The sequence below is a fragment of the Pseudomonas retamae genome, assembly GCF_043496865.1.
GTDB lineage: Bacteria > Pseudomonadota > Gammaproteobacteria > Pseudomonadales > Pseudomonadaceae > Aquipseudomonas > Aquipseudomonas retamae.
On the sequence record NZ_JBIEIL010000003.1, the window covers coordinates 103,457 to 129,632 of the forward strand.

Sequence of the window (26,176 nt, forward strand, 5' to 3'; positions counted from 1 at the left end):
TGACCAGTGGCCAATTGCTAACCATTCCCACCTCTGCCAGAATCGCGAACAATTCGCGTTAGTTAATCTTTCCCAATCGGTGATGTCCGGTGTCGTCAGTCCCAAGCCCTCACAGTCAGCTTGTCGGTGCGCTGTATCGCGACCATCGCGGTTGGCTGCTGGCGTGGCTGCGGCGCAATGTGGCTTGTCCGCAGCGTGCCGAAGACCTGAGCCAGGACACCTTCGTGCGCCTGCTCGGTCGCGATGAATTGCTGACACCGCGCGAGCCGCGCGCCTTTCTGGTGGCGATCGCCAAGGGCCTGCTGTTCGACTATTTCCGTCGCGCCGCGCTGGAACAGGCCTACCTCACCGAATTGATGCTGATTCCCGAAGCCGAACAACCGTCGGTGGAAGAACAGCAAATGATCCTCGACGATCTCAAGGCCATCGACCGCTTGCTCGGCAAGCTCTCGACCAAGGCCCGCGTCGCGTTTCTGTATAACCGCCTCGATGGCCTCAGCCATGCCGAGATTGCCACCCGCCTCGGCGTCTCGGTGCCGCGGGTGCGTCAGTATCTGGCGCAAGGCATTCGTCAGTGCTACATCGCCCTGTACGGTGAGCCAACATGAGCCCGGCCAGTTCTCGGCCGGTGCCGGCGCATGTGCTGGATGCAGCGATTGCCTGGCAATTGACCCTCGATTCGAGCAGCCCGCTGGAGCGCGAGGAGTTCGCCAAATGGCACGCGGCGAATGAAGAACACGCTCGCGCCTGGCGCCAGTTGGGCATGCTCGACCAGCGTTTCAGCGTGGCCAAAGGTCCGGCGCGCAGTGCCCTGCTGCAATCGCGCGAGGGCATTCGTCGGCGCGTGCGCAAACTCGGCAGCGGTCTGGCCAGTGTGGCGTTGATTGTCGGTCTGGGGCTGTTCGCCAGTGAACGCTTTCTGCCGCTCGATTACTGGCTGGCCGACCAGCGCACCGCGACTGGCGAGCAGCGCACCGTGCGCCTGGCGGACGGCACCGTGCTCAATCTCAATACCCACAGCGCGGTGGATGTGCGATTCGATGACCAGCGCCGGTTGATCGTCTTGCAGGAAGGCGAAATTCTCGTCGAAACCGGTCATGGCGATGCGCGGCCGTTCATTGTCGAAACCCGCGAAGGCAGCATGCGTGCTTTGGGCACGCGGTTTCTGGTCAAGCGAGAAGAAGACGGCACGCGGTTGAGCGTGTTGCAGTCGGCGGTGGCCGCCCATGGGCAAGCCAATCCGCAGGAACAGATTCTGCGCGAAGGCCAGCAAGTGCTGCTGCGCCGCGATGGCCTTGGCCAGGTCGCCGCGCTCAATCCCGGCGCCGATGCCTGGACACGCGGCATGCTGGTGGTCGATAACGCGCGCCTCGGCGATCTGCTGCATGAACTCGGGCGCTATCGTCGCGGGCATCTGGGCGTGGCGCCGGAGGTGGCGGACTTGCGCATTACCGGCAGTTTCCCGCTGCACGATACCGACAAGGCCCTGAGCGCATTGCTGCCGACCCTGCCAGTGCAGATCGAACGGCATACGCCATATTGGGTCACCGTGGCGAAGGCTGATATCAAGCCTGAGTAATGCGCCGGCAGGCAAGCCGCCTTCGCGAGCAGGCTCGCTCCCACTTTGGCATGCGATCACCTGTGGGAGCGAGCCTGCTCGCGAAGGCGCCATCAGCCGCACAACCATATCCAGCAAAAAAAGAATTTCCACCCAGCCCTATCACTTTTCCAATCTCGTCCGGCACACAGGCAATTGAGAAATATTTCCATTCAGGAGCCGCCGTATGTCCCGTTCGCTAGACACCTTGTTGCGCCCCAGTCTGCTGGCCGTCGCCATCGCGCTCGGCGCCCCGCTGATCAGCAGCCCGTTGCTCGCCGCCGAGCAAGCGTCCAGCGTGCGCGCCTACAACCTGCCGGCGGCGTCGCTGTCGACTACGTTGAACCAGATCGCCAGTCAGGGCGGCCTGGCGTTGTCGCTGAATCCGGCACTGGCGGCGGGCAAGACCTCGGCACCGGTCAACGGCCAATACGATGCCGCCGGCGCTCTGCGCGCCGCCCTGCGTGGCACCGGTCTGCAACTGGAACAAAGCAGCGCCGGCACCTACACCCTGGTCGCTGTGCCTGAAGGCACGCTGGCCCTGCCGGAAACTTCGGTCATCGGCGTAGACAATCTGGAAACCGCCTGGGGCCCGGTCGAGGGCTACACCGCCACGCGCACCGCCGCCGGGACCAAGACCGACACCGCACTGGTCGAAGCACCGCGCTCGATCTCGGTGGCGACCCGTCAGCAAATGGACGACCGCAGCGTGCACAGCCTCGACGATGCCGTGCGCTACATGCCGGGCATCACCGCCAGCAGCTATGGCAGCGACACCCGCGCCGACTGGCTGCGCGTGCGCGGTTTCGAACCGACCCAATTCCTCGACGGCCTGCCGCTGCCCAAAGGCGTGTACGCCAACCCGAAACAGGAAACCTGGAACCTCGACCGCCTCGCCCTGCTGCGCGGCCCGGCCTCCTCGGTGTACGGCCAGACCCCGCCGGGCGGCCTGCTCGACATGGTCAGCCGCCGCCCGAGTGCTGAAGCGAGCAACGAAATCCAACTGCAATATGGCAGCGACAATCACCGTCAGATCAACTTCGCCAGCACCGGCAAGATCGATGATGCCGGGCAGTTTCTTTACGGCATCAGCGGCGTGGTACGCGACAGCGATACGCAGATCGACCACATCGACAACAAGCGTTACAACATCGCGCCGAGCCTGACCTGGAACATGGACGACGATACGCGGCTCACTCTGCTGACCCAGTTCACGCGTGACGATACCGGTGTCACCAGCCAGTTCTATCCAATCCAGGGCACGAAAATCAACATGCCGTTCGGCGAGATTTCCCACCATAAAAACCTGGGTGACCCCGACTACGACTATTACGACCGCACCTATTACGCGCTCGGTTATGCTTTCGAACATCGCCTTAACGACGTCTGGCAGTTCAAGCAGAACCTGCGTTATACCAAGTCCGACCTGTCGTTCCAGACCGTAACGGTCAACAGCTACAACCCATCGTTTGTCGGGTTCACCGTGGACGAGCAAGGTAACGTCGGTCGCAGTACCACCAATGCCGATGAAGACATCAGCCAGTTCGCCGTGGACAACAGTTTCCAGGCCGACTTCGCCACCGGTTATATCCGCCACACCCTGCTGCTGGGTCTGGATCACCAGCGCAGCAACACCAACTACACGTCGATTTTCGGCACCGCGCCGGACATCAACGTCAACAACCCGATCTACGGCCAGCCGATCGTCCGCCCGGCGCGCTCCACGGCGTTTTACGACTACGACCAGAAAACCTACCAGACCGGCCTGTACGTGCAGGATCAAATGGCCCTCGATCAATGGCGCCTGACCCTCGGTGGCCGTGAAGACTGGGTGCACACCAGCACGCAATTCATCAACAAGGGCGATGCCACCAATACCCAGCGCGACAAGAAATTCAGCGGCAACGCGGCCCTCAGCTACGTGTTCGACAACGGTTTCGTGCCGTACCTGTCGTACGCCGAGTCGTTCCAGCCAACCACCGGTGCCGACGCCACGTCCACCGGTTCGCTGAAACCCACCGAAGGCAAGCAATGGGAACTGGGCATCAAGTACCAGCCGCCGGGCAGCAAGACCCTGCTGACCGCCGCCGTGTATGACCTCACCCAGAAGAACGTCTCGGTCAACACCTTCGTCAACAACGTCTCGATCACCAGCCAGACCGGCGAAGTCAAAGTCAAAGGTCTGGAGCTGGAAGCGGTGTCCGACGTGACCGACAACCTGAAAGTCATCGCCGCCTACACCCTGGCCAAGTCGGAAGTGCAAAATGGCGTCGACAAGGGCAATCGCCTGCAACTGATGCCTAACCAGCAAGCTTCGCTGTGGACCGATTACACCTGGCACAGCGGCGTGCTCGACGGCTTCGGCATTGGCGGCGGCGTGCGTTACACCGGCAACACCTACGGCGACAAGGCCAACACCTGGCTGGGCAAGGCCGACGCCTACACGGTGTTCGACGCTTCGGTGCATTACGACCTCGGTCGCCTCGACAACAGCCTCAAAGGCGCGTCGCTGGCGGTCAACGCGACCAACCTGTTCGACAAGGACTACATTTCCACCTGCGACAGCTTCTATTGCTACTACGGCGACCAACGCAGCGTCGTCGCCAGCGCCACCTACAAGTGGTAAGCGCGTGAGCTGAAACGGGCCCCATTACCAGGCCGTCCGCGGTGGACGGCTTCGGTGTTTTTGAAGGTCATGCAATGAAAAGTAAAACCATCCGCCGCTGGTCGTTCATTCACACCTGGACCAGCCTGATCTGCACGGTGTTTCTGCTGATGCTGGCACTGACCGGTCTGCCGCTGATTTTCAGCCACGAGATCGATCATCTGCTCGGCAACGCTCCCGAGTTGCGCGAAATGCCGGCCGACACGCCGCAGCTCAACCTGCAGCAACTGGTCGACGCCGCGCAGCAGCATCGGCCCGGCGAAGTCATGCAGTACTTCGGTTATGACGACGAAGAGCCGAATGCGGCGTTCGCGATCATGGCGAAAACCGCGGACACCGAACCGAACTCGTCGCACACCTTCATGCTCGATGCGCGCACCGGCGAGGCGCTGGAAACACCCTCGGCCAACGGCGGCCTGATGCTGTTCATCCTGCGCCTGCACGTCGACATGTTCGCCGGGTTACCGGGCAAACTGCTGCTGGCGTTCATGGGGTTGTTGTTTGTCGTGGCGATCGTGTCCGGGACGGTGCTGTACCTGCCGTTCATGCGTCGCTTGAAATTCGGCACCGTGCGCCAGGACAAATCCACGCGGCTGCGCTGGCTCGACCTGCATAACCTGATCGGCATCGTGACGCTGACGTGGTGCCTGGTGGTGGGCGTGACCGGAGTGATCAGCGCCTGCGCCGACCTGCTGATCGCGGCGTGGCGCAACGACGCGCTGACCACGCTGATTGCGCCGTACCGCGACGCGCCGCCGCTGACGCAATTGGCGCCAGCCACGCGCCTACTCGACATTGCCGCTGAAGTCGCGCCAGGCATGAAGCCGGATTTCATCGCCTTCCCCGGCACACGCTTTTCCAGCGAACACCATTACGCGGTATTCATGAAGGGCGGCACGCACCTGACTTCGCATCTGCTGACGCCAGTGCTGATCGACGCCACCACTCTGCAGGTTACCGCCGTGGCCGAACGCCCGTGGTACATGGACGCCATGGGCATGTCGCAGCCTTTGCATTTCGGTGACTACGGCGGCATGCCGATGAAGATCCTGTGGGCCACGCTCGATGTGTTGACCATCATCGTGCTGGCCAGCGGTGTATACCTGTGGGTAGTGCGGCGCAAAGCGGCGAACCGGGTGACGGAAACCGCGGAGGCCTCGGCATGAAGCCGCGTCAGTCGAGTTTCTGGAAGGTCTTCAGCACACCGATCGTGATCGCCCTGCTCAGTGCGGCGGGGTTGTTTGCGGCATTGCTGGGGGACGGCATCTGGGATGCGTTGAGCTGGGTCGGGCTGGGTGTGCCGGCATTTCTGGCGCTCAAGGGATTGCTGCAGCGCGGGTGATTTTATATCGCCTGCCAAGGCCTCTTCGCGAGCAGGCTCGCTCCCACAGGGGAACGTATTTCAAATGTGGGAGCGAGCCTGCTCGCGAAAGCGCCCTGACATTCAACATCAAAGTCGACTGTCCCGACGCCTTCGCGAGCAGGCTCGCTCCCACATGGGTTCTGCGCTGGACTCGAGCAGGCTATGCTGCGCCATCATTGTCCTGATCGAGACCTTGCCCATGTCCGCTCCCAGCATGACCCTTTACCACAACACCCTTTCCCCGTTCGTGCGCAAAGTGATGGTGTTGCTCCACGAAACCGGGCAGCAGGATCGCGTGGCGCTGCAAGACTGTGTGCTCAGCCCGGTCAGTCCGGACCCGGCGCTGATCGCCGACAACCCGTTGAGCAAGATTCCCGCCCTGCGTCTGGCCGATGGCAATGTCATCCATGACAGCCGCGTGATCCTTGAATACCTCGACCAGCAGCACGTCGGCAATCCGCTGATCCCGCGTGAAGGTGCGGCGCGCTGGCGGCGGCTGACGCTGGCGTCGATGGCCGACGGGATCATGGACGCCTCGGTGATGGTGCGTTACGAAACCGTCCTGCGCCCGGTGGAAAAACACTGGGAGCAGTGGCTCGATGCGCAGCGCGACAAGATCCGCCGCGCCCTCGCCGTGCTGGAAAACGAGGCGATTGCCGAACTGACCAGCCACTTCGACGTGGCCGCGATCAGCGTCGCCTGTGCGCTGGGTTATCTGGATCTGCGTTTCCCGGACATGGATTGGCGCGCGGCCAATCCACAACTGGGCGATTGGTATTTTGAGGTGAGTCAGCGGCCTTCCATGGTCGCGACAATGCCCAAGCCCTAAATTGGCGGCGCCTGTTCCGCCCTCTTCGCGAGCAGGCTCGCTCCCACAGTTGAATTGCGTTGTTCATGCCATGGTGGTAGCAACATAAAACCAATGTGGGAGCGAGCCTGCTCGCGAATGCACCAGCTCGGTTTCGGTGGCAGCGCTGCAAAAATCAGTGTCAGCAGAACCGCCACTTCCCTGCGCTCAGCTCTCAACCCGCTCATTCCACCACCCCCAGATCAAACTCCAGCGGCTTCGCCGGTTTCTGCGCGATCGCATACCAGTCCAGCCGGCGCGTCAGCACCATGAACACCCCAAGCAATCCGAACAGCAGCAGCGAGCCCATCAGCAGCGCGTAATCCTCAGCGCTCAGCAATCCATAGAGCAGGCCATACAACGCTGCCAGCCCGGTGGAGAAGCTCAAACCGTGACGCACGCTGCGCAGCACATGGCAGACGTAAAAGCCGATCAGCAACACGCAACCACTGGCCGACAGCAGATACGCCAGGGCGAAGCCGATGTGTTCCGACAGCGACAGCAGCAACAGGTAAAAGAACGCCAGCGCCACACCGACCAACGCGTACTGCACCGGGTGCACCGCGAGGCTCTTGAGCACTTCGAAGAGGAAGAAACCGGCGAAGGTCAGGACGATGAACAGCAAGGCGTATTTGATCGCTCGGTCGCTTTTCAGGTACTGGTCGACCGGGTCGATGAAGCTGACGCCAAAGCTGCGGCCGTTCAGCCCATCGCAGTCGCCGACGATGCAGCGGTCCATCGCTTCTTGCAGGTTGGTGGAGAAAAACGAGGTCTGCCAATCGGCGCTGAAACCCTGATCGTTGATTTCACGCTTGGCCGGCAGGAAGTTGCCGACAAAGCTTGGGTGCGGCCAGTTGGCCTTGAGGCTGACGCTGCTGGTTTTGCCCACAGGCAACACTTTTAGCGAGCCGGTGCCTTGCAGGCGCAGGTCGAAGGCAAAGCTCAGTTGGGTGGTTTTGCCGGTGTCCAGCGCTGGCAGCGTTACATGCACGCCTTCACCGATCCAGCCCACTTCCGACCCTGGGACAAAGTCCAGGCGCTGGCCATCGACTTCCAGTTTCAGGGCATTTTCGATGCCCCGGATATCGCTGATGCCCACCGCCAGGAACGGCGCGTCGAACTGGTAATCAGCGAAGTTCTCCTTGATGCCCAATTGCGCTGGCAGGGCGAAATGACCGTTGATGCGGTTGTCCGCGTGAAACAGCCGCGCTTCATAAATGCCGCGCTTGCGCAGCTCGGTTTCCACCTGGCCGTCGAGTTCGAAACGCTCCGGCAGGAAGTACAAGCGCCCACGTTGTTCGCCGACTTCCTCAAAACGCTGATTGGTTTTTTCGTTGGTTTTCCAGGTGCGCACCACCTTGCGATACGGCACCACCATCACCGGCCCGCTCAGCTGCTGGCTGTAGCTGGAGCTGCGGGCGATGTCATCGAGTACACCGTCGCGTAATTGTTGGCGCTCGTCGATGACGCCGTCGATCATCAGCAGCGGTATCAGCAACAGCAGGATCAGCAGGGCGATGGCGCCGAGCTTGATGGTCAGATTTCGGTTCATGGGACTCTCCCTGTTTGGATGGGCAGAGTCTGTTGTGCCGGTGTGGGTGGTTTATGGGGAAAGTATGGAGATTGTGTGGAGAATGTACCGGCCCTATCGCGAGCAGGCTCACTCCCACTTTGGAATGCACTTCTCTGTGGGAGCGAGCCTGCTCGCGAAGGCCGCGACTCGGTCTCAAGGCAGGCGCAACACTACCTCCACCCCGCTCTCGACATTGCCGATACGCAGCGCACCACCATGCAACTTGACCACTTCTTCAACGAAATTAAGCCCCAACCCGGTGCTCTTGCGCCCACTGTCCGGGCGCGGCAATGAGTAGAAGCGCTCGGTCAGACGCGGCAAGGCGTAATCGGGAATCGGCGTGGTTTCGTTGAACAGTCGCACCTCGATCTGCTCGCCAACCCGCTCGGCATTCAAGCGCAACAACCCTTGCGCGGGAGTGAAATCCAAAGCGTTTTCCAGCAGATTGCCCAACGCCTGGCGCAGCAGAAACGGCTCGCCAATCAGCAACAGATCCTCGCCAATCGCTTGCTCGACACGCATCTGCTTGCCCTCGATCCGCGCAGCCTGCGCCTGCAGCAACTCTGCGACCAACAGCGCCAGCGGCACTGCCACACGCTCTTCCAGGCCTTGGCGTTGTTCGACCTGCGCCAGATTGAGCAAGCGTTCGATCAGCTGCTGCATCCGCGCGCTTTCGCTGTCGATGTTGCTGACAAAGCGCAGGCGCTGGACGGGAGGCATATCGCTTTGCAGCAACTCCGCCGCACCACGAATTGCCGCCAACGGACTTTTCAGCTCGTGGGTCAGCGTATGCACATAGCGCTCGACGTAGGCTTTGCCTTCCAACTGCGTGCGCATCTGCTCCACTGCAGTGGCAAGCTGTTGCAGTTCGCCGCCGCGATAATGCGGCACTTCCACACGCCGGCCTTCGCTCACCGCTTGGGCGTAACCGGTCAGCCGGTGCAGCGCGCGGCTCAGCCACCACGACAGCAACGCGCCGAACAACAGGCCGAGGCCGATCAGCGCGGCGCCGTAAACCAGCAAGCGCCGCTCGGTGCGATCGACGTAAGGCTGCAACGAGCTGTTCGGTTTGGCCACAGTAACCACGCCGATGATCTTGCCGTTGTCGCGGATCGGCGCGCCGACGTGCATCACCGAGGAGTTCGGATCGTCAGGGTCGCTGCGGCTCGAACGCGCGCCGTACTCGCCGCGCAAGGTCAGGTAGACGTCATTCCAGCGCGAGTAATCCTGGCCGACCGCGACGCCGCTGGAGTCGAGCACGACGATGCCTTTGGCGTCGGTCACGTAGATCCGGTGGTTGACCTGATTCTTCGGCAAGCCCCAGATCGTCGCCTGCGGCTGGCGCTCGCCATAGGCGCGCAGCAGTTGCGGCCAGCGGTTTTCACTGAGGGTGCCGGCCTTGAAGTCGTCGCGCAGGATTTCCGCCATCAGGTTGGCGGTGTCGACCAGGGTTTCCTCGGTGGACTGGCGCACGCCGGGGCGGATTTCTTCCATCACCGTGTTGAGCACGAAATACCCGGTCAGGCCGACGAACAGCACATACACCAGAAAAATCCGCAGCCCCAACGACATCAGCTGTGCCCCGGGCTGTAGCTGTAGCCGAGGCCGCGATGGGTCTGGATCGGCTCGGCGTCGGCGCGCACCAGGCGCAGTTTGGCACGCACGCTTTTGATGTGGCTGTCGATGCTGCGCTCGTAACCGGCATCCGCTGCCACGCCCAAGGCGTCGAGCAGTTGCTCACGACTGAACACCCGCTCGGGTTGTTCGAGCAGGCATTGCAACAGTCGGAATTCGTGACGGGTCAGGCTCAGGGTCTGGCCGCGATAGATGATCTGCACCCGATCTGCATCGATGCGAAACAGCGCCGAAGCACCTTCGATCGCCGGGCGCGGCGCCACGCGTTTGAGGATTGCCTTCACCCGAGCGGCGATTTCACGCGGGCTGAACGGCTTGACCACATAATCGTCGGCGCCGATTTCCAGGCCAACCACACGATCGATCTCGGCATCCCGTGCGCTGAGGAACAGCACCGGCACTTCGCTGAAGCGCCGCAGCTGTTTGCAGGTCTCGAAGCCGCTGATGTCCGGCAGGCCGATGTCGAGAATGATCAGATCGGCCGGCGTCTGCCGCTGATGCTCAAGCGCTGCCGCGCCGAGGCTCAGCCACGTGGTGCTGAAGCCTTCGCCCTGCAGGGCGAAAATCAGCGTATCGGCAATCGCCGCTTCGTCTTCGACAATCAGGATATGGGGCATGGCATCCGAGCCTGTGGGTTAAGTGCGCGAACGGTGCCCCAAGCCTGACGTTACGTCAATGAGACCACTTAGCAGTCCGGCTTGTCGGCGGTGAAGCGCCGCGCCGGATTCACTGCGGCGCCAAACTCGCGCAACGCCTTGGCACCGATCAGCAGCGGATAGTTGAAGTGGCTGCGGTCGGTCAGGTTGACTTCGACAGTGCGCTTGACGTTGCCCAGGCACAGTTCCAGATCGACTACCGGGCGCTTGGCGACGTCGGTGCTTTCGCCCTCGTCCTCTTCGTCCGAGCGGCTCTTGATCTTGCTGATGCGCGCGACCTTGTGCTCGTAGACCTTGTTGCTGGCGTCCTTGGTGGCGAGGCGGAAACGCACCCAGTCGTCGCCATCGCGGGTGAAGGTTTCAATATCCTTGGCCGACAGCGAGGCGGTCAGCGCACCGGTGTCCATCTTGGCCTTGAGCACTTCACCGCCGATTTCCGGCAGCGCGATGTATTCGTAACGCCCGTACAGGGTCGGCTCAGCGGCCATGACCGGCAGGGCGACGAGGGCAAACAGTGCAAGGAGGGATTTCACTTAGGGGGCTTCCTTGGAAATTGAAGGGCGGCAGGCTTGGATTTTAGACACCCGTTGAGTCATTCGTTCGCTTCTCGGACCGCTTCGCGAGCAGGCTCGCTCCCACATTGAAATGCATTCCCCTGTGGGAGCGAGCCTGCTCGCGAAGAGGCCGGCAGCTTCAACACGACTCTTGAGCCAAGCATACCGACCAAAAAGTGAAACATTCGTCACCACCGATTTGGCCTGTCGCGCGAAGCTGCTTATCATGGCCCGCCCCTGACACTTCCAAGAGTTGCCTATGCGCCGCCTGCTCACCGGCTGTTTCGTCACCCTGCTGCTGTTGCTCAACACCCTGATCCTGATCGGGCCGTTGATGGTGTTTGCCTTGCTCAAACTGGTCGCACCGGGGCGCTGGCGCGATTATGCGTCCGCGGCGGTGATGTGGATTGCCGAGACCTGGGCCGAGATCGACAAGCTGATCTTCCAGCTGTGCATCCCCACGCAATGGGACATTCGCGGCGGCGACGATTTGCGTCGCGACACCTCTTATCTGGTGGTCAGCAATCATCAATCGTGGGTCGACATTCCCGCGCTGATCCAGACCCTCAACCGGCGCACGCCGTTCTTCAAGTTCTTTCTCAAGAAAGAGCTGATCTGGGTGCCGTTCCTTGGGCTGGCGTGGTGGGCGCTGGATTACCCGTTCATGAAGCGCTACACCAAGGCCTTTCTGGCGAAGAACCCGGAACTGGCAGGCAAGGATCTGGAGATCACCAAAGCCGCCTGCGAGCTGTTCAAACGTCAGCCGGTGACCGTGGTGAATTATCTGGAAGGCACGCGCTACACCTTGGCGAAAAGCACACAGCAGACATCACCGTTCAATCACCTGCTCAAACCCAAGGCCGGTGGCGTGGCGTTTGTATTGGCGGCGATGGGCGAACAACTCGATGCCATGCTCGATGTGACGGTGGTCTACCCGCAAGAGAAGATTCCTGGGTTTTGGGATCTGATCTGTGGCAGCGTTCCGCGGGTCATCATCGACATCAAGACCCGCGAACTCGACCCGGCGCTGTGGCAGGGCGATTACGAAAAGGACCCGGTGTTTCGCGAGCGTGTCCAGAACTGGGTCAACCAGCTCTGGACCGAGAAGGATCAGCGCATCGCCGAATTGCGCAACGAGCGCCGCTGACTCAGCTACCGCTGCCGGTGCCCCAGATATTGCCCAGGCTGCTCAGCAGCGAACCGCCCACACCCTGCTGACCGAGGTATTGCAGGAGCACCGGGGCAAACTGGCCGATCATGCCGCTGTCCATGCCCAGCGCGCTGAACGCGTTGTTCAGGTCGTTGGTGTCCTTGACGTTGCCCAGCGCATTTTCCAGCCCGGCAGATTTGCCCGACGAACCAAGCAACGCGCCCAGCGCCGCCAGATTGCCGCTGCCACCGGACAACTTGTCGATTCCCGGCACTTCCTTGGCCAATTGCGAATAGTCGGTGCTGCTCAACTGGTTCTTCGCCAGGCCCAGCATTGCGCTGGTGCCGCCCACCGCTTGCTCCGGCGTCACGTCCAGCGCACTCAGGGCGCTGAGCAAACCAGCGGTTTCCGAGGTCGGCGCCGCCGCAGCGGCCTTGTCGCCACCCTGCATGCCCGAGACCGCACCGGCCACGTCATTCAGGCTGAAACCAGCAAACACCGGCCCGGCGGCCAGGGTCAGGAGCGATGCCAGGGCAAAACCGCGTGAAATCTTCATTCAGACATCCTCTCGAGCTGTGAAAACCACCCGGTCGACGGGCAGTAAAACTGCCGGTTTGACCGGGTATCCAGGCGCATGTTCCGGCGCGGCGCATCCATTTTCATCTGGCCTGCGTATATAAAACGTGAAATCCGGACGCCGACATGATGAATGGCACAAGCCCTGTCGCTGAACTAGCCTGTGAACAGTTCGAGCCTCGCCGTCGTGCGCTCACGCTTGTCTGGAGAATGGTCATATCCATCGCCGACACCGATCAGTTGCGCCAGCTCCTCGCCCAGTGCTCGCTAGGGGATCGGCGCGCTTTTGAAACGCTGTACCGCAGCGTCAGCCCGCGCCTGCACGGCGTAGCGCTGCGCTTCATGGGCCGCGCCGATCTGGCCGAAGAGGTGCTGCAGGAAAGCTTCGTGCGCATCTGGCACAACGCCTCGCGCTACGAGGCGCACTTGTCGGCGCCGCTGACCTGGATGATCAACATCACCCGCAATCAAGCCATCGATCAATTGCGCAAGCGGCGCGAGCGGCCGCTGAGCGAGGTTGAGCAAGACGCGCTGTCGGATGAAAGCCCCTCGGCGCACGAACAACTGAACAGCGCCCGCGAAGCCCACGCGCTCAAGCGCTGCCTGGAAACCCTCGACGGCATGCAGCGCCAATCGATCAGTGTGGCGTACTTTCAGGGGTTGTCCTGTAGCGAACTTGCCGAACATCTGGCCACGCCCCTGGGAACCGTCAAATCGTGGATTCGCCGAGGCCTGGAACGCCTGCGCCGGTGCCTTGAAGCATGAACTACCAGACCCCTGCCCTGCGCCGCGCCCTCGCTGCCGATTATGCAATCGGCTTGATGCCAGCGCCGGCGCGGCGGCGCTTTGAACAGTTGCTTGTGGATGACGCGGCACTGCGCCGCGAGCTGGCGCACTGGCAGGAAACCCTCGCCTCTCTCACCGAAGCACTGCCGGAACGCCCCGTGCCGGACCGCGTCTGGCACAGCATTACCGCGCGCATCGAACCGCAAGTGCTGCACGTACCCGAGAAACGGCCGTTCTGGAATTGGCTGCGGCTCACGGTGGCAGCGTGCTCCATCGTCGCGCTGGTGTTCGTCGGCTCGCTGTACAACCGTGACGACGCCCGCTACAGCGCCACGCTGTTAAGCACGGATGCAAAACCGGCGTTGAAGGTCGAAGCGCATGCGGATTATCTGCAGGTCGAACCGCTGATACTTGCAGCGGTGGAGGCGGATCGACGCCTCGAATTGTGGGCGATTCCCGACGATGGCACGCCGATCTCGCTGGGTGTGGTTCCGGTCGGGGGCAAGGGCAAGGTCGAGTTGAGCGAGGCGCAGAAAGGGTTGATCGGCAAGCCGATTACGTTGGCGGTAACGCTTGAGCCTAAAGGTGGGTCGCCGACTGGTAAACCAACCGGACCTGTTCTTTATCAAGGGGCATTGGTTGCTCTCTGATTATTTAGACCGTTGATTTCTTAGCTTTCACACCGCTATTCCCAAACATACTAAACACCTGTCAGATCTGACAGGTGTGCCGATATGTGGCATCGAATACGCTAAAGTTAGAAGAAAGCGAGGTGCTACTTACGGTCACTAATCGGGAGATAAAGAGATGGAAAAGCCATGCCGGTCGCGCGATGAGCTGCTCGAATCAGATGTCCCGCCGATCATCTTTTGCATCAGCCCGGACGATCCAATCATCAAACTTATCAAAGCGGGACAGAAGGTTACTTATGACCTTGTGCGCGGGGATAGCGGTCAGTACTACGCTGTGGACATCAAATTCGCTCTGGACGAGCGCAAACCAAAAACGTCCTAAAGTCTTTGCAGTTTTGTAACCGGTTAACCAACGAAGCAGGAAATACGGAAATGTCAGATAGAGAGACTGGTACGGTCAAATGGTTTAACGATGAAAAGGGCTATGGATTCATTACAGCTCAAAAAGGCAGCGGGGATCTTTTCGTTCACTTTAAAGCAATAGAGTCCGATGGTTTTAAAAGCTTAAAAGAAGGACAGACAGTTTCCTTTGTAAGGGAGAAAGGACAGAAAGGGGACCAAGCAGCGGAAGTTCGCCCTGAGTAATGAGTAACCCAAAAAAAGCGGCGACTCTGCAGTCGCCGCCTCTGTTCCCTTAATAAAACTACGCCGCACTAAACAACTTATGCGGATCAATCACAAACTTCTTCGGTACACCCGCATCGAATTCGCCATACCCTTCCGGCGCCTGGTCGAGGCTGATGACCTGCACGCCCACCACTTCGGCAATGTTGATGCGATCCCACATGATTGCCTGCATCAACTGGCGGTTGTACTTCATCACCGGAGTCTGGCCGGTGTGGAAGCTGTGGGACTTGGCCCAGCCCAGACCGAAGCGAATGCTCAGGCTGCCCATTTTCGCGGCGGCGTCCACGGCACCCGGATCTTCGGTGACGTACAGGCCCGGGATACCGATCTTGCCGGCTACGCGCACCACGCCCATCAGTGAGTTGAGTACGGTGGCCGGGGCTTCGGCCTTGACGCCGTCGTGGCCGTGGCCGCGGGCTTCGAAGCCGACGCAGTCGACTGCGCAGTCGACTTCCGGCTCGCCGAGCAGTGCAGCGATCTGCTCGTGCAGTGGGGTGTCTTTGGACAGGTCGACGATCTCAAAACCCTGAGCCTTGGCGTGGGCCAGGCGGATGGTGTTGACGTCGCCGATGATCACCACCGCCGCACCAAGCAGACGCGCAGAGGCGGCAGCGGCCAGACCGACCGGGCCGGCGCCGGCAATGTACACGGTGCTGCCCGGCCCCACGCCGGCAGTGACGGCGCCGTGGTAACCGGTCGGGAGGATGTCGGAGAGGCAGGTCAGGTCGCGGATCTTCTCCATGGCCTTGTCGCGGTCCGGCAGTTTCAGCAGGTTGAAGTCGGCGTACGGCACCAGTACGTATTCGGCCTGGCCGCCGGTCCAGTCGCCCATGTCGACGTAACCGTAAGCGCCACCGGCACGGGCCGGGTTGACGGTCAGGCAGACGCCGGTGTGCTGCTCTTTGCAGGAACGGCAGCGCCCGCAAGCCACGTTGAACGGTACGGAGACGAGGTCGCCGATCTTCAGGTTTTCGACGTCGGAGCCTTTTTCGATGACCTCGCCAGTGATTTCGTGACCCAGCACCAGACCGGTCTGCGCCGTGGTCCGGCCGCGCACCATGTGCTGGTCGGAGCCGCAGATGTTGGTGGAAACCACACGCAGGATCACACCGTGTTCGATCTTCCTGCCGCGCGGGTCCTGCATTTTCGGATAGTCGATTTTCTGTACTTCGACCTTGCCAGCGCCGAGATACACCACACCACGATTGCCAGACATGCCATCACCTCTATATTTGTTGTTGGGTAGAGAGTGGATTGAGCTTCAAGCGGCAAGCTACAAGCCGCAAGAAGTGTGCTGACCGCTTTGTCTTGCGGCTTGAAGCTTGCAACTTGAAGCTGTTGTTAAAGAACGACGGTTCTATTGGCATTGAGAAACACTCTGCGCTCAATGTGATACCCAACCGCCCGCGCCAGCGTCAGGCCTTCGATATCGCGCCCCTTGGCAATCAGATCCTCCGGGTAATGACTGTGATCCACCGCCTCGACGCCCTGGGCAATGATCGGCCCTTCATCCAGATCGTTGTTGATGTAATGCGCCGTCGCGCCAACCAGCTTCACGCCCTTGTTGTAGGCCTGGTGATACGGCTTGGCGCCCTTGAAGCCCGGCAGCAGCGAGTGGTGAATGTTGATCGCTTTGCCATCGAGCTTGCGGCACAGCTCCGGCGACAGCACCTGCATGTAGCGGGCGAGGATCACCAGTTCGGCGCCGGACTCTTCGATCACCTGCCAGACCTGCCGCTCCTGCGCCGGTTTGTCGTTGGGATCGAGCGGGAAATGGTAGTAGGGAATCTGGTGCCAGTCGGCCAACGGCTTGAGATCCGGATGGTTGGACACCACCGCCGCCACGTCCATCGACAGCTGGCCGATGCGCTGGCGGTAGAGCAAATCGTTGAGGCAGTGATCGGCCTTGGACACCATGATCACCACTTTCGGCCGGTAGTTCGGCGCGGTCAGCTCGAACAGCATGCCAAAAGCCTGCCCGCGCTCGGCCAGGCCGGCGCGGAAGGATTGTTCGTCGAAGCCGTCGGGCTGGCGGAATTCCACGCGAATGAAAAAGCGCCCGGAGAGACGGTCGTCGAACGAATGGTGCTCAGTGACGTAGCAGCCCTGCTCGAACAGAAAACGCGTGACCGCGTCCACGGTGCCGAGGACGCTGGGGCAGTCGGCGGTCAGAATCCATGTGTCTGGGGCGCGGCTCATATTTTTTCCTCTGATCGTTCCCACGCTCTGCGTGGGAATGCCGCCATGGACGCTCTGCGTCCGCTCTTGGGACGCGGAGCGTCCCGGGATGCATTCCCACGCGGAGCGTGGGAACGATCATCATCAGGCCTGAACGCTAAGGCCGTACTCGGCCGAAGCATCCTGCAACCACAACCACCAGTAATCCGAGAAGCTGCGACGGATCAGCAGTTCCCAGGTGTCTTCAGCCGTGTGGCGAATCATCAATTGCGACTTGGCGAACACCGTGCCCACCGCTTTGCCGACCGGGAAGTTGTTCGGGTGCACGTCGTAGCTGGTCGACTTCATCAGCACCTGACGCACGTTCGGCCCGCTCAGTTCGAGCAGTTGCTGGCCGCCGCTGACGTTGACGATTGCGATGTGCAAATCGCCCAGCGCTTCGCGCAGTTTCTGCTCGGCGGCGAATTCTTCACCGCTGGGCACGATCAGCAACCATTCGTCCGGGCCCATCCATTGCAGGCTGGTTTCACCTTTGACGATGACGCTGAGGGCGCCGGGCAGTTCAATGCCCAGCGCCTTGTGCACACCGGCGGCGAAGGCCGCATCGTGGCCATCTCCGCGGATGGTCAGGTGGCCGAGGAGTTTTTTCTCACGCACGATCACGCCGGCGTTCTTGCGGCCCTTGCCGACCAGGCTGGCGAGGTCGGCATGGTGCAGCGACGACTCGGCGCGGGCGCCGGTGGTCGGGCGTTGCTGGTAAACATTGGCTGTGGTCATAAAGCACCTTCTGAATTCTGTTGGTTCCTGTGGTGGCTGTGCCGCCGCCTTCGCGAGCAGGCTCGCTCCCACAGGGAAACGCGATCGAATGTGGGAGCGAGCCTGCTCGCGAATAGCCGCCCGCCCACCGCTCCCGAGGTTGTCAGATGTTCTGCCGCTCACCCTTCGGATCGAAGAACACCGAAGAAACGATTTCCGCCTCGATCACGCTGCCATCGGCCAGCGGTGCGAACACCCGCTCGCCCATGCGCTTGAGACCACCCTTGACCACACCCATGGCAAATGAATAACCGAGGGAGTTGTGCGCGTAGCTGGAAGTCACGTGGCCGACCATGCTCATCGGGATCGCCTGCTTGGTGTTGAACACCAGCTGCGCACCTTCCGGCAGCCATTTGGTCGGGTCGATCGGCTTCAGGCCGACCAACTGTTTGCGCTGATCACGCACGCAATCTTCACGGTTCATGCCGCGCTGGCCGATCCACGAGAACGGTTTGGTGCGACCGACGCACCAGCCCATGTTCAGGTCGTCCGGGGTCATCGAGCCGTCCGTGTCCTGGCCGACGATGATGAAACCCTTTTCCGCACGCAGCACGTGCATGGTTTCAGTGCCGTACGGCGTCAGGTTGTACTGCTTGCCGGCCTCGACGATTTTCTCCAGCACGCCCATCGCATAGTCGGCCTGGACGTTGACTTCGTACGACAGCTCACCAGTGAACGAGATGCGGAACACCCGCGCCGGCACGTCACCCACCAGACCTTCTTTCCAGGTCATGAACGGGAACGCTTCGTTGCTCAGATCGATGTCGGTCACGGCGCTGAGCAGCTTGCGGCTGTTCGGCCCGGACAGGGTCATGGTCGCCCAGTGGTCGGTGACCGAGGTGAAGTACACCTTCATCTCTGGCCATTCGGTCTGGTGGTACAGCTCCAGCCACTGCAGCACGCGGGCAGCGCCACCGGTGGTGGTGGTCATGACGAAATGGTTGTCGGCCAGACACGCCGTGACACCGTCGTCGAAGACCATGCCGTCTTCCTTGCACATCAAACCGTAACGCGCCTTGCCCACGTCGAGCTTGGTCCAAGCGTTGGTGTACACGCGGTTGAGGAATTCGCGGGCATCCGGGCCTTGAATGTCGATCTTGCCGAGGGTCGAGGCATCGAGCAGGCCGACGCTGTCGCGCACAGCCTTGCATTCGCGCTTGACCGCGGCGTGCAGGTCTTCGCCGTTTTTCGGGAAGTACCATGGACGCTTCCACTGCCCGACGTCTTCGAACTCGGCGCCGCTCTTCACATGCCAGGCATGCAGCGCGGTGTAGCGCACCGGTTCAAAAATGTGCCCACAGTGACGACCGGCCACGGCGCCGAAGGTCACTGGCGTGTAGTTCGGGCGGAACATGGTGGTGCCCATCTGCGGGATGGTCACGTTCAGTGAACGCGCGGCAATCGCCAGCCCGTTGACGTTGCCGAGCTTGCCCTGATCGGTGCCGAAGCCCAGCGCGGTGTAGCGCTTGACGTGCTCGACCGACTCGAAGCCTTCACGGGTCGCCAGTTCGATGCCACCGGCGGTGACGTCGTTCTGCAGGTCGACGAATTGCTTCGGCGCACGTGCCGAGTTCTTCTCGTGGGGCACCTGGAACAGCGCCAGCGTCGGTTCTTCGACGCGGCTCAAGGCTTTCGGCAGTACGCCTTCGACAGTCTGGAAACCGGCTTCAGCCGCAGCGCGCACGCCACCTTCGAAACCGTCAGCCAGAGAATCGCCCAGCGCATAAACGCCGTTGACGCCACCCACGCACACGCGTTTCTGCGGTGCTTCGCCCGGCACGAAACCGAGGATGTCTTCACGCCAGATCGGCTTGCCGCCCAGGTGCGAAGCCAGGTGCACCACCGGGCTGTAACCACCGGAGCTGGCGACCAGATCGCAGTCGAGCCATTCGCCCGGGCTGGTCACGGCGTGTGCTTTTACATCAATCGCCGCAACGCGGGCAGCGGTGACGCGTTTGCTGCCACGCACTTCGATCACCGCACTGCCAGTCAGGATACGAATGCCTTTGGCACGCGCCTCTTCGACCAGTGCCCCGCGCGGGTTGCTGCGTGCATCGGCGATCGCCACCACTTGCAGACTCGCATCAAGCCAGTCCAGCGCGACGCGATAGGCGTGATCGTTGTTGGTGCTGAGGACAAGCTTTTTGCCCGGTGCGACGCCGTAACGACGCACGTAAGTCGACACCGCACCGGCAAGCATGTTGCCTGGCACGTCGTTGTTGCCGTAGACCAGCGGACGCTCGTGCGCGCCGGTCGCCAGCACCACACGCTTGGCGCGCACACGGTGAATGCGCTGACGCACCTGGCCGATCGGCGCGCGGTCACCGAGGTGATCGGTGAGGCGTTCGTGAATGGTCAGGAAGTTGTGGTCGTGGTAACCGTTGACCGTGGCGCGCGGCAACAGCAGCACGTCCGGGGTGTTCTTCAGCTCGGCGAGGACGCTGGCGACCCACTCCATCGCCGGTTTGCCGTCGAGGCTTTCACGCGAGTCGAGCAGGCTGCCGCCGAACTCTTCCTGCTCATCGGCCAGAATCACCCGGGCACCGCTGCGCGCAGCGGCCAGCGCTGCAGCGAGACCGGCCGGGCCAGCGCCGACGATCAGCACGTCGCAGTGCTGGTTCATGTAGTCATAGGTGTCCGGATCGTTCTCGGTCGGCGAACGGCCGAGCCCGGCAGCCTTACGAATGTACTTCTCGTAAGTCATCCAGAACGATTGCGGGTACATGAAAGTTTTGTAGTAGAAACCCGGCGGCATCAGCTTGCCGCCGACCTTGCCGAGAATGCCCATCATGTCGTTGTTGACGCTCGGCCAGCCGTTGGTGCTGGTCGCGACCAGACCTTGGTACAACGCCTGTTGCGTGGCGCGCACGTTGGGAATCTGCGTGGCTTCGGTGGCGCCGATCTGCAGAATCGCGTTCGGCTCTTCGGCACCGGCGGCGAAGATGCCGCGCGGACGCGAATACTTGAAGCTACGGCCGATGATGTCGACGCCGTTGGCAATCAGCGCAGCGGCCAGGGTGTCACCCTCGAAACCTTTGTAGGTCTGGCCGTTGAAGGTGAAGCTCAGGACTTTGTTGCGGTCGATCCGTCCACCGTTGGACAGGCGATTGGTCTGGCTCATACCTTCTCTCCCAGCGCCGTCGTGGCGGTTTTCGCAGTGCCAGCCTTGTCGGTGAATTGTGGTTTCTCGCCGATCTTGTAGCTTTCGAGAATCTCGTAGGTCACGGTGTCGCGGGTGACGTTGAAGTACTGCCGGCAACCGGCGACGTGGTCCCACAGTTCGTGGTGCAGACCGCGCGGGTTATCGCGGAAGAACATGTAGTCGCCCCACTCCTCGTCGGTGCAGGCGTTCGGGTCCAGTGGGCGCGGGATGTGCGCCTGGCCGGATGCGTGGAATTCCTCTTCGGAGCGCAGTTCGCCGCAGTGAGGACAGAAGATATGCAACATGGGGATTTCTCCTGTTAGTGGGCGACGGCAGCAGCGCCGTGTTCGTCGATGAGGGCGCCGTTGTGGAAACGGTCGATGGAAAACGGTGCAGCCAATGGGTGCATTTCACCCTTGGCCAGGCTCGCGGCAAACACGTTGCCCGAGCCAGGTGTGGCCTTGAAGCCACCGGTGCCCCAACCGCAGTTGAAGAACATGTTCGGTACCGGGGTTTTCGAAATGATCGGGCAGGCGTCCGGAGTGGTGTCGACGATGCCGCCCCACTGGCGGTTCATGCGCACGCGGGAGAGCACCGGGAACATCTCGACGATCGCTTGCACGGTGTGCTCGATCACCGGGTACGAACCGCGCTGGCCGTAACCGTTGTAGCCGTCGATACCGGCGCCGATCACCAGGTCGCCCTTGTCGGACTGGCTGATGTAACCGTGCACGGCGTTGGACATGATCACGCTGTCGATAATCGGTTTGATCGGCTCGGACACCAGCGCTTGCAGCGGGTGGGATTCGATCGGCAGACGGAAACCGGCCAGCTTGGCCATGTGCCCGGAGTTACCGGCAGTGACCACGCCGACGCGCTTGGCGCCGATGAAACCCTTGTTGGTTTCGACGCCGATGCACACGCCGTTTTCCTTGCGGAAGCCGATTACTTCGGTCTGCTGGATCAGGTCCACGCCCAAGGCATCGGCGGCACGGGCAAAGCCCCAGGCCACGGCATCGTGACGGGCGACGCCGCCGCGACGCTGCACGGTAGCGCCCATCACTGGGTAACGGGTGTTCTTCGAGCAGTCGAGGTACGGAATCTCGTCTGCCACTTGCTTGGCGTTGAGCAGTTCGCCGTCGACGCCGTTGAGGCGGTTGGCGCTGACCCGACGCTCGGAATCACGGATGTCCTGCAGGGTGTGGCACAGGTTGTAGACGCCACGCTGGGAGAACATCACGTTGTAGTTGAGGTCCTGCGACAGGCCTTCCCACAATTTCATCGCATGCTCGTAGAGGTGCGCCGACTCGTCCCACAGGTAGTTGGAGCGCACGATGGTGGTGTTGCGCGCGGTGTTACCGCCGCCCAGCCAGCCCTTCTCGACCACCGCGACGTTGGTGATGCCGTGTTCTTTCGCCAGGTAATAGGCAGTCGCCAGACCGTGCCCGCCGCCGCCGACGATGACCACGTCGTAAACTTTTTTCGGCGTGGGCGTGCGCCACATGCGCTGCCAGTTTTCGTGGTGGCTGAGCGAGTGTTTGAAGAGGCCGAAGCCCGAATAGCGTTGCATAGTCATTTACTCCAGAACGCTCAGCGATAAACCGGGAAGTCTGCGCACAGGGCCGACACCTGTTGGGCGACATTGGCCTCGACATCGGCGTCACCGAGGTTGTCGAGGATGTCGCAGATCCAGCCGGCGAGGGTTTCGCACTGGCTGACCTTGAAGCCACGAGTGGTGACGGCCGGGGTGCCGATGCGCAGGCCCGAGGTCACGAACGGCGACTGCGGGTCGTTCGGCACAGCGTTCTTGTTCACGGTGATGTGGGCACGGCCGAGGGCGGCATCGGCGTCCTTGCCGGTCAGGCCCTGACGGATCAGGCTGACCAGGAACAAATGGTTATCGGTGCCGCCGGACACTACATCGTAGCCACGTTTGATGAACACGCTGGCCATCGCCTGAGCGTTGTCGATCACTTGTTGCTGATAGGCCTTGAAGCCTGGCTCCAGCGCTTCCTTGAAGCACACCGCCTTACCAGCAATGACGTGCATCAGCGGACCGCCCTGGGCGCCGGGAAATACGGCGGCGTTGAGCTTCTTTTCGATCTCTTCGTTGGACTTGGCCAGAATCAGCCCGCCACGCGGACCGCGCAGGGTTTTGTGGGTGGTGGTGGTGACGACGTCAGCGTACGGCAGCGGGTTCGGATACAGGCCAGCAGCGACCAGACCGGCGACGTGGGCCATGTCGACGAACAGCAGCGCACCAACCTTGTCGGCGATCTGGCGGAAGCGCGGGAAGTCCAGAGTCTTTGAGTAAGCGGAGAAACCGGCGACGATCATTTTTGGCTTGCACTCGACGGCCAGACGCTCGACTTCGTCGTAGTCGATCAGCCCGGTGTCGGTGTTGATGCCGTACTGTACGGCGTTGTAGAGCTTGCCCGAGGACGACACTTTCGCGCCGTGGGTCAGGTGGCCGCCGTGGGCCAGGCTCATGCCGAGAATGGTGTCGCCCGGCTGGATAAGCGCCAGGTACACCGCGCTGTTGGCCGAAGAACCGGAGTGCGGCTGGACGTTGGCGTAATCGGCGCCGAACAGTTGCTTGGCGCGTTCGATCGCCAGCGCTTCGACTTTATCGACGTGCTCGCAGCCGCCGTAGTAGCGCTTGCCCGGATAGCCTTCGGCGTATTTGTTGGTCAGGCCACTGCCTTGCGCCTGCATGACGCGCTTGCTGGTGTAGTTCTCCGACGCGATCAGCTCGATGTGATCTTCCTGACGTTGCTCCTCGGCATTCATCGCCGCCAGCAGTGCATCGTCGTAACCCTGGATCTGGTCTTGCTTGCTGAACATCGCGTCTCTCCCAGCGGCATCTGTGCGCCATTCGTCTCGGTAAGGCACCAGCAATCGCAGCGGTGCCCTTTGATGCGATGGTATGACCGGCACAGACAGCTCAAATGCCTGCGCGCGCCACGCAAAGGTGCGTTTACGACATGGCTGGAAATGACTGGTCGAACGTATCTCTCTAACCCGCGGAGATCCCCTGTGGGAGCGAGCCTGCTCGCGAAGAGGCAGGCACATCCGACATGGAAGTTGGCTGACAGACCGCTTTCGCGAGCAGGCTCGCTCCCACAGGGGTCAGGTGTATGCCGCGCGGACGGCGAGCAGCAGCAGGAAATGCGCCGGATACAGCGCATACGCCCACCGGCGCATCGGTGCAGGCCGGACATGTCGCAGATGTCGCAACAGGAACATTCCCAGCATTGGCGCAAACAGACACATCGCCAGACCGACAATCGCCACGCTGTTGCCGAACCGCGCCGATTCGAGCAACACCTGCCATTGATTGGCAGCGAGACAGATCAGGCCCGGCAGCAGACCGAAATACCAAGGGCGACGGAAGACCAGCAGCATCGCCAAGGGCAGCAGAACGCCGAAAAAACCGAACATCAGTCGTTCTGAAAAAACCGCCGCAACCACCAGCGCGATCAGCGCGAGCAATCGCGGCACCGATGCTGAACCCTGCCAACCGCGCGCCACCAACAACCCCAGCGCCAGCGTCGGCATCACGTTCAACGTGTCAGGATCAGGAATGTACAAGCGATACGGAATCTCACTGACGGCGCTGAACAGCAACAGCCAGCCCAGATAGCGCCACTCCATTCTCCGCGAACCGTCGCGAGCCAGATTAGCCGCCATCGCCAGGCAAAACCACGGAAACGCCAGTCGCCCCGGCACGTATAGCCAATCGGCGGAATAGCCGACATATCGCAGGTGATCGAGGACCATGCTCAATAACGCCAGCCATTTGAGCAGATCCAGCGCGCCGTCGCGTCGGCTCAGGTGCATAATCGGCCCATAAACTGGTAATTTCCTGCACCCGACATCGCATGTGCTCCCCGGAAGATCTTCGGTAAAGTGCGCATCTTCATTGACCACGAGCCTTCACAAGAGTCTCGATTACGGAAGCCGGCCATGACCGACAAGAGCCAACAATTCGCCAGCGACAACTATTCCGGTATCTGCCCGGAAGCCTGGGCTGCCATGGAACAGGCCAACCACGGCCACCAGCGCGCCTATGGCGACGATGAATGGACCGCCCGCGCGGCCGATCATTTCCGCAACCTGTTCGAAACCGACTGCGAAGTGTTCTTCGCCTTCAACGGCACCGCCGCCAACTCGCTGGCCCTGTCGTCGCTGTGCCAGAGTTACCACAGCGTGATCTGCTCGGAAACCGCCCACGTCGAAACCGATGAGTGCGGCGCCCCGGAATTTTTCTCCAACGGTTCGAAACTGCTGATCGCCGGCACCGAAAACGGCAAGATAACCCCGCAGTCAATCCGCGAGGTCGCGCTCAAGCGCCAGGACATTCACTACCCGAAACCGCGCGTGGTGACCCTGACCCAGGCCACTGAAGTCGGCAGCGTCTACACCCCGGAAGAAGTCCGCGCGATCAGCGCAACCTGCAAGGAACTGGGCCTGCACCTGCACATGGACGGCGCGCGGTTTTCCAACGCCTGCGCATTCCTCGGCTGCTCGCCCGCTGACCTGACCTGGAAGGCCGGCGTCGATGTGCTGTGCTTCGGCGGCACGAAAAACGGCATGGCGGTGGGCGAGGCGATCCTGTTCTTCAACCACAAACTGGCCGAAGACTTCGATTATCGCTGCAAACAGGCCGGGCAGCTGGCGTCGAAAATGCGCTTCCTGTCGGCGCCCTGGGTCGGCATTCTGGAAAACGGCGCCTGGCTCAAATACGCCCGCCACGCCAACCACTGCGCGCAACTGCTGGCCGAACTGGTCAGCGACATTCCCGGCGTCGAGCTGATGTTCCCGGTCCAGGCCAACGGCGTGTTCCTGCAACTGTCGGAACCGGCCATCGCCGCGCTGACTGCGAAGAACTGGCGTTTCTACACCTTCATCGGCAAGGGCGGCGCGCGCTTCATGTGCTCGTGGGACACCGAAGAAGAGCGCGTGCGCGAATTGGCGCGTGACATCCGCGAAGTGATGTCGGCCTGATCCCCCTCGCCACACTGATCGTTCCCACGCTCCGCGTGGGAATGCCTCCCGGGACGCTCCGCGTTCCAGCCCCACCACCTTCGCCACATTGAACACCGCTATGACGCAGAGCGTCAGTGGCTGCATTCCCACGCAGAGCGTGGGAACGATCTTGGGTCGGGACTGACTTTTCCCACCGTAAGACCAGACTTCTCTTCTAGCGTCATCATCCCGCCCGCTTCACCCTGATCGTTCCCACGCTCCGCGTGTTAATGCATCCAGGGACGCTCCGCGTTCCACCCTCCACGCACCGCAAGATTCAAGGATCGAATC

25 protein-coding genes are annotated in these 26,176 nt (G+C 61.5%); 12 read left to right on the top strand and 13 right to left on the bottom strand.

Annotated elements, in window-relative coordinates; translation table 11 throughout:
* Window positions 1-89: 89 nt before the first annotated feature.
* The 6 genes from ACGSLL_RS05610 to ACGSLL_RS05635 all read left to right on the top strand — a co-directional run bounded on the left by ACGSLL_RS05610 (window position 90) and on the right by ACGSLL_RS05635 (window position 6,454).
* The gene (locus ACGSLL_RS05610; protein ID WP_394503973.1) at window positions 90-608 is read left to right on the top strand and encodes an RNA polymerase sigma factor; all 519 of its coding nucleotides are present in this window, start codon (window positions 90-92) and stop codon (window positions 606-608) included.
* The gene (locus ACGSLL_RS05615; RefSeq protein ID WP_394503975.1) at window positions 605-1,579 is read left to right on the top strand and encodes a FecR domain-containing protein; all 975 of its coding nucleotides are present in this window, start codon (window positions 605-607) and stop codon (window positions 1,577-1,579) included. Before ACGSLL_RS05610 ends, ACGSLL_RS05615 begins: the two co-directional genes overlap by 4 nt.
* 205 nt (window positions 1,580-1,784) lie before the next feature.
* Window positions 1,785-4,223, top strand: coding sequence for a TonB-dependent siderophore receptor (locus ACGSLL_RS05620; protein ID WP_394503977.1), 2,439 nt, complete (start codon window positions 1,785-1,787; stop codon window positions 4,221-4,223).
* Between the two features lie 74 nt (window positions 4,224-4,297).
* On the top strand, window positions 4,298-5,428 hold the full coding sequence (locus ACGSLL_RS05625; RefSeq protein WP_394503979.1) for a PepSY-associated TM helix domain-containing protein: 1,131 nt from the start codon (window positions 4,298-4,300) through the stop codon (window positions 5,426-5,428).
* Window positions 5,425-5,604, top strand: coding sequence for a hypothetical protein (locus ACGSLL_RS05630; protein WP_394503981.1), 180 nt, complete (start codon window positions 5,425-5,427; stop codon window positions 5,602-5,604). Before ACGSLL_RS05625 ends, ACGSLL_RS05630 begins: the two co-directional genes overlap by 4 nt.
* Before the next feature lie 220 nt (window positions 5,605-5,824).
* A complete protein-coding gene (locus ACGSLL_RS05635) occupies window positions 5,825-6,454 on the top strand; it encodes a glutathione S-transferase (RefSeq protein ID WP_394503983.1) in 630 nt (209 codons plus the stop codon).
* A 202-nt stretch (window positions 6,455-6,656) separates the two neighbouring features.
* Here the strand turns inward: ACGSLL_RS05635 and creD are convergent, their stop codons facing one another.
* The 4 genes from creD to rloA2 all read right to left on the bottom strand — a co-directional run bounded on the left by creD (window position 6,657) and on the right by rloA2 (window position 10,869).
* Window positions 6,657-8,024: a cell envelope integrity protein CreD gene (gene creD, locus ACGSLL_RS05640; RefSeq protein WP_394503985.1), complete on the bottom strand. Its 1,368-nt coding sequence runs from the start codon at window positions 8,022-8,024 to the stop codon at window positions 6,657-6,659.
* Between the two features lie 174 nt (window positions 8,025-8,198).
* On the bottom strand, window positions 8,199-9,617 hold the full coding sequence (gene creC / locus ACGSLL_RS05645; protein WP_394503987.1) for a two-component system sensor histidine kinase CreC: 1,419 nt from the start codon (window positions 9,615-9,617) through the stop codon (window positions 8,199-8,201).
* A complete protein-coding gene (creB, locus tag ACGSLL_RS05650) occupies window positions 9,617-10,297 on the bottom strand; it encodes a two-component system response regulator CreB (RefSeq protein WP_394503989.1) in 681 nt (226 codons plus the stop codon). The genes creC and creB overlap by 1 nt, the downstream gene beginning before the upstream one ends.
* 68 nt (window positions 10,298-10,365) lie before the next feature.
* Complete coding sequence (gene rloA2, locus ACGSLL_RS05655; protein WP_090286958.1) at window positions 10,366-10,869, bottom strand: retropepsin-like aspartic peptidase RloA2; 504 nt, start codon at window positions 10,867-10,869, stop codon at window positions 10,366-10,368.
* A gap of 280 nt (window positions 10,870-11,149) precedes the next feature.
* Between rloA2 and ACGSLL_RS05660 the strand changes: the two genes are divergently transcribed.
* A complete protein-coding gene (locus ACGSLL_RS05660) occupies window positions 11,150-12,037 on the top strand; it encodes an acyltransferase (RefSeq protein ID WP_394503992.1) in 888 nt (295 codons plus the stop codon).
* A gap of 1 nt (window position 12,038) precedes the next feature.
* Here the strand turns inward: ACGSLL_RS05660 and ACGSLL_RS05665 are convergent, their stop codons facing one another.
* Window positions 12,039-12,596, bottom strand: coding sequence for a DUF2780 domain-containing protein (locus ACGSLL_RS05665; RefSeq protein ID WP_208939483.1), 558 nt, complete (start codon window positions 12,594-12,596; stop codon window positions 12,039-12,041).
* Between the two features lie 149 nt (window positions 12,597-12,745).
* Between ACGSLL_RS05665 and ACGSLL_RS05670 the strand changes: the two genes are divergently transcribed.
* The 4 genes from ACGSLL_RS05670 (at window position 12,746) to ACGSLL_RS05685 (ending at window position 14,679) form a co-directional block, all read left to right on the top strand.
* Complete coding sequence (locus ACGSLL_RS05670; protein WP_394504994.1) at window positions 12,746-13,381, top strand: sigma-70 family RNA polymerase sigma factor; 636 nt, start codon at window positions 12,746-12,748, stop codon at window positions 13,379-13,381.
* Complete coding sequence (locus ACGSLL_RS05675; RefSeq protein ID WP_394503994.1) at window positions 13,378-14,052, top strand: anti-sigma factor; 675 nt, start codon at window positions 13,378-13,380, stop codon at window positions 14,050-14,052. Before ACGSLL_RS05670 ends, ACGSLL_RS05675 begins: the two co-directional genes overlap by 4 nt.
* A 157-nt stretch (window positions 14,053-14,209) precedes the next feature.
* Window positions 14,210-14,416, top strand: a complete 207-nt coding sequence (locus tag ACGSLL_RS05680; protein ID WP_394503996.1) for a hypothetical protein — start codon at window positions 14,210-14,212, stop codon at window positions 14,414-14,416.
* A 50-nt stretch (window positions 14,417-14,466) separates the two neighbouring features.
* Window positions 14,467-14,679 carry a cold-shock protein gene (locus ACGSLL_RS05685; RefSeq protein ID WP_394503998.1) on the top strand — a complete coding sequence of 71 codons (213 nt, stop codon included), beginning with the start codon at window positions 14,467-14,469 and terminating at the stop codon, window positions 14,677-14,679.
* A gap of 58 nt (window positions 14,680-14,737) precedes the next feature.
* Here the strand turns inward: ACGSLL_RS05685 and fdhA are convergent, their stop codons facing one another.
* From fdhA to ACGSLL_RS05725, 8 genes are all read right to left on the bottom strand, one after another.
* Window positions 14,738-15,937: a formaldehyde dehydrogenase, glutathione-independent gene (gene fdhA / locus ACGSLL_RS05690; RefSeq protein WP_090286964.1), complete on the bottom strand. Its 1,200-nt coding sequence runs from the start codon at window positions 15,935-15,937 to the stop codon at window positions 14,738-14,740.
* Window positions 15,938-16,062: 125 nt separating this feature from the next.
* Entirely contained in the window at window positions 16,063-16,920 is an 858-nt protein-coding gene (purU, locus tag ACGSLL_RS05695; RefSeq protein WP_208939479.1) for a formyltetrahydrofolate deformylase, read from the bottom strand.
* Window positions 16,921-17,043: 123 nt separating this feature from the next.
* Complete coding sequence (locus ACGSLL_RS05700) at window positions 17,044-17,676, bottom strand: sarcosine oxidase subunit gamma (protein WP_332764704.1); 633 nt, start codon at window positions 17,674-17,676, stop codon at window positions 17,044-17,046.
* 142 nt (window positions 17,677-17,818) lie between these two features.
* A complete protein-coding gene (locus ACGSLL_RS05705) occupies window positions 17,819-20,836 on the bottom strand; it encodes a sarcosine oxidase subunit alpha (RefSeq protein WP_394504002.1) in 3,018 nt (1,005 codons plus the stop codon).
* Window positions 20,833-21,162 carry a sarcosine oxidase subunit delta gene (locus ACGSLL_RS05710; protein WP_016772830.1) on the bottom strand — a complete coding sequence of 110 codons (330 nt, stop codon included), beginning with the start codon at window positions 21,160-21,162 and terminating at the stop codon, window positions 20,833-20,835. The genes ACGSLL_RS05705 and ACGSLL_RS05710 overlap by 4 nt, the downstream gene beginning before the upstream one ends.
* Before the next feature lie 14 nt (window positions 21,163-21,176).
* On the bottom strand, window positions 21,177-22,427 hold the full coding sequence (locus ACGSLL_RS05715) for a sarcosine oxidase subunit beta (protein ID WP_003177603.1): 1,251 nt from the start codon (window positions 22,425-22,427) through the stop codon (window positions 21,177-21,179).
* Between the two features lie 20 nt (window positions 22,428-22,447).
* Complete coding sequence (gene glyA, locus ACGSLL_RS05720; protein WP_024014589.1) at window positions 22,448-23,701, bottom strand: serine hydroxymethyltransferase; 1,254 nt, start codon at window positions 23,699-23,701, stop codon at window positions 22,448-22,450.
* A 285-nt stretch (window positions 23,702-23,986) separates the two neighbouring features.
* The gene (locus ACGSLL_RS05725; protein ID WP_394504005.1) at window positions 23,987-24,697 is read right to left on the bottom strand and encodes a TraX family protein; all 711 of its coding nucleotides are present in this window, start codon (window positions 24,695-24,697) and stop codon (window positions 23,987-23,989) included.
* A gap of 126 nt (window positions 24,698-24,823) precedes the next feature.
* Here ACGSLL_RS05725 and ACGSLL_RS05730 point away from each other — a divergent pair, with 126 nt between their 5' ends.
* Window positions 24,824-25,864 (top strand): threonine aldolase family protein, encoded by a 1,041-nt coding sequence (locus ACGSLL_RS05730; protein ID WP_090286977.1) that lies wholly within the window; start codon window positions 24,824-24,826, stop codon window positions 25,862-25,864.
* Window positions 25,865-26,176 lie beyond the last annotated feature (312 nt).

Excerpts from the sequence above, each read along its gene's own strand:
- ACGSLL_RS05625 (WP_394503979.1), top strand. The coding sequence starts at position 4,298 with ATGAAAAGTAAAACCATCCGCCGCTGGTCGTTCATTCACACCTGGACC.
- ACGSLL_RS05620 (WP_394503977.1), top strand. The coding sequence starts at position 1,785 with ATGTCCCGTTCGCTAGACACCTTGTTGCGCCCCAGTCTGCTGGCCGTC.
- ACGSLL_RS05705 (WP_394504002.1), bottom strand. The coding sequence starts at position 20,836 with ATGAGCCAGACCAATCGCCTGTCCAACGGTGGACGGATCGACCGCAAC.
- ACGSLL_RS05730 (WP_090286977.1), top strand. The coding sequence starts at position 24,824 with ATGACCGACAAGAGCCAACAATTCGCCAGCGACAACTATTCCGGTATC.
- ACGSLL_RS05675 (WP_394503994.1), top strand. The coding sequence starts at position 13,378 with ATGAACTACCAGACCCCTGCCCTGCGCCGCGCCCTCGCTGCCGATTAT.
- ACGSLL_RS05630 (WP_394503981.1), top strand. The coding sequence starts at position 5,425 with ATGAAGCCGCGTCAGTCGAGTTTCTGGAAGGTCTTCAGCACACCGATC.
- ACGSLL_RS05725 (WP_394504005.1), bottom strand. The coding sequence starts at position 24,697 with ATGCACCTGAGCCGACGCGACGGCGCGCTGGATCTGCTCAAATGGCTG.
- ACGSLL_RS05665 (WP_208939483.1), bottom strand. The coding sequence starts at position 12,596 with ATGAAGATTTCACGCGGTTTTGCCCTGGCATCGCTCCTGACCCTGGCC.
- ACGSLL_RS05670 (WP_394504994.1), top strand. The coding sequence starts at position 12,746 with ATGAATGGCACAAGCCCTGTCGCTGAACTAGCCTGTGAACAGTTCGAG.
- creC (WP_394503987.1), bottom strand. The coding sequence starts at position 9,617 with ATGTCGTTGGGGCTGCGGATTTTTCTGGTGTATGTGCTGTTCGTCGGC.
- creB (WP_394503989.1), bottom strand. The coding sequence starts at position 10,297 with ATGCCCCATATCCTGATTGTCGAAGACGAAGCGGCGATTGCCGATACG.
- creD (WP_394503985.1), bottom strand. The coding sequence starts at position 8,024 with ATGAACCGAAATCTGACCATCAAGCTCGGCGCCATCGCCCTGCTGATC.
- ACGSLL_RS05700 (WP_332764704.1), bottom strand. The coding sequence starts at position 17,676 with ATGACCACAGCCAATGTTTACCAGCAACGCCCGACCACCGGCGCCCGC.
- ACGSLL_RS05710 (WP_016772830.1), bottom strand. The coding sequence starts at position 21,162 with ATGTTGCATATCTTCTGTCCTCACTGCGGCGAACTGCGCTCCGAAGAG.
- ACGSLL_RS05635 (WP_394503983.1), top strand. The coding sequence starts at position 5,825 with ATGTCCGCTCCCAGCATGACCCTTTACCACAACACCCTTTCCCCGTTC.
- fdhA (WP_090286964.1), bottom strand. The coding sequence starts at position 15,937 with ATGTCTGGCAATCGTGGTGTGGTGTATCTCGGCGCTGGCAAGGTCGAA.
- ACGSLL_RS05680 (WP_394503996.1), top strand. The coding sequence starts at position 14,210 with ATGGAAAAGCCATGCCGGTCGCGCGATGAGCTGCTCGAATCAGATGTC.
- ACGSLL_RS05715 (WP_003177603.1), bottom strand. The coding sequence starts at position 22,427 with ATGCAACGCTATTCGGGCTTCGGCCTCTTCAAACACTCGCTCAGCCAC.
- glyA (WP_024014589.1), bottom strand. The coding sequence starts at position 23,701 with ATGTTCAGCAAGCAAGACCAGATCCAGGGTTACGACGATGCACTGCTG.
- ACGSLL_RS05660 (WP_394503992.1), top strand. The coding sequence starts at position 11,150 with ATGCGCCGCCTGCTCACCGGCTGTTTCGTCACCCTGCTGCTGTTGCTC.
- ACGSLL_RS05685 (WP_394503998.1), top strand. The coding sequence starts at position 14,467 with ATGTCAGATAGAGAGACTGGTACGGTCAAATGGTTTAACGATGAAAAG.
- purU (WP_208939479.1), bottom strand. The coding sequence starts at position 16,920 with ATGAGCCGCGCCCCAGACACATGGATTCTGACCGCCGACTGCCCCAGC.
- ACGSLL_RS05615 (WP_394503975.1), top strand. The coding sequence starts at position 605 with ATGAGCCCGGCCAGTTCTCGGCCGGTGCCGGCGCATGTGCTGGATGCA.